The sequence below is a fragment of the Streptomyces sp. NPDC018026 genome (genome assembly GCF_044327745.1).
GTDB classification, from domain to species: Bacteria; Actinomycetota; Actinomycetes; order Streptomycetales; family Streptomycetaceae; genus Streptomyces; species Streptomyces rubrogriseus.
The window spans coordinates 1-2,200 of the sequence record NZ_JBIRFY010000045.1; the positions used below are offsets into that span (position 1 = coordinate 1).

Sequence of the window (2,200 nt, forward strand, 5' to 3'; positions counted from 1 at the left end):
ACATCAAACAAATCCGCCGACCCCACCAACTGACCACTCACCCCCGCCGGCACACCACCCACACCAAACCGCTCCCCAACCGACACCTCCAAATCGAACTTCGACACGGCGACGCCGGAGGACTCCGCGGTGGCACGTACACCCGGCAGGTCGAGAACGGAGCCGTCGCTCGCGGTGGTGCGCGCCACGTTCTGGACGGTGAGCATCACCTGGAACAGCGGGTGCCGCGACAGCGAACGCGTCGGGGCGAGTTCCTCCACCAGGCGCTCGAACGGAACGTCCTGGTTCTCGTAGGCGCCGAGCCCGGCCTCGCGCACCCGGTCAAGCACGGTTTCGAGGGTCGGGTCTCCCGACAGGTCGGCGCGCAGCACGAGTGTGTTGACGAAGAAGCCGACCAACCCGTTCAGCGCCTTGTCGGTGCGACCGGCGACCGCCGAGCCGATCGGGATGTCGGTGCCCGCGCCGGCCTTGCTGAGCGTCACCGCCAGGGCGGCCTGCATCACCATGAACAGGGTTACCCCCCGCTCACGAGCCAGTTTCACGAGCTGCTGGTGCGTCCGGGCCGGGATGTCCAGCGTCACCCGGTGCGCGCGGTGGGAGGCCGTTGCCGGACGCGGCCGGTCGACGGGTAGCTCCAGCTCCTCAGGTGCTCCCGCCAGGACCTCACGCCAGTAGCCGATCTGTCGAGACAGCACACTGTCCGGGTCGTCCTCCGCGCCGAGCAGCTCACGCTGCCACACCGTGTAGTCCGCGTACTGAACCGGCAGCGCTTCCCAGCCCGGCTGCCGCCCCTCGCACCGAGCCGTGTAGGCCACCGACAGATCGCGGGCCAGCGGCGCCGCCGACGAACCGTCCCACGCTATGTGGTGCACGACCAGGACGAGTACGTGCTCGTCGGGCCCGACCTCGAACAGGCTGGCACGCAACGGTATCTCGGAACCCAGATCAAAGGTGTGACGTGCCGCATCGGCCACCGCACCCGCCAGGTCCTCCGGCGGGACGCGTGTGACCGCCGGCTCGAACCCCGTCTCCTCGACCGCCAGGATGCGCTGGTACGGCTCGCCACCGGACTCCGGGAACACTGTCCGCAGCACTTCATGCCGCCCCAGCACATCCCACAGTGCCGAACACAGAGCCTCCCGGTTCAGCGAGCCGGAGAGGCGTAGCACCGTCGGGAAGTTGTAAGTGTCGCTCGGGCCTTCCAACTTCGCCAGGAACCACAGCCGGCGCTGGGCGAACGAGAGCGGGATCATCAGGACTCCTCCTGCTTGCGCATCGGCCGTAGAACGGGCCTGGATTTCGTCTGCTGACTGCCTTGTCCTGTCAGCCAGGCTGCGAGTCCGGCCGGTGTCGGGGTCTCGAACACCACACGGATCGGCAGTTCCGCGCCCCATTCCGCGCGTACTTCACCGGCCAGCCGCGTGGCGAGGAGCGAGTGGCCGCCGAGCGTGAAGAAGTCGTCGGCGACACTCACTTCGGGCAGCCCGAGGAGCTCGGCGAACGCCGCGCAGAAGAACTCTTCGTGTGCTGTCGCCGGAGCCCGGCCCGAGCCGGACGTGTGCTCGGGCTCCGGCAGGGCGGCACGGTCGAGTTTGCCGTTCACCGTCAGCGGCAGCTCGTCCAGGACCACGACCGCCGAGGGCACCATGTGTCCCGGAAGCCGCTCTGCCGCGAACTCACGTATGCGTGGGACCAGTTGTACATCGTCTTCCGTCGCCACGATGTAGGCCACCAGGCGAGTCTCACCTGCCGCGTCCTCTGATGCGACAACTGCGGCCCGTGCGACGCCGGGGTGCGCAGCGATCACGGCCCGCACCTCACCCGGTTCGACCCGGAATCCGCGGATCTTGACCTGCTCGTCCACCCGCCCCGCGAACACCAACTGACCATCCGCCGTCCAACGCGCCCGGTCCCCCGTCCGATACATACGCTCACCCACACCACCGAACGGACACGCCACAAACCGCTCCGCCGTCAACCCCCCACGCCCCACATACCCCCGCGCCAACTGCGCACCAGCGATATACAACTCACCCACAACCCCCACCGGCACCGGCACCAACCCACCATCCAACACATACACCCGCGTATTCGCCACCGGCGCCCCCATCGGCACCACCGACCCCACACCCTCCACCCCACCCGCCGTCACCATCACCGTCGACTCAGTCGGACCATACGTATTCACCAACCTGCGACC

2 protein-coding genes are annotated in these 2,200 nt (G+C 68.1%); both read right to left on the reverse strand.

Annotation, left to right across the window (positions count from 1 at the left end):
• Nucleotides 1-1,253: condensation domain-containing protein (locus ACH4D3_RS41155; RefSeq protein WP_398332880.1), on the reverse strand; the 1,253-nt coding region annotated here is incomplete at its 3' end.
• The coding region (locus ACH4D3_RS41160) for a phosphopantetheine-binding protein (RefSeq protein ID WP_398332881.1) at nucleotides 1,253-2,200 on the reverse strand (948 nt) is incomplete at its 5' end. The genes ACH4D3_RS41160 and ACH4D3_RS41155, both read right to left, overlap by 1 nt.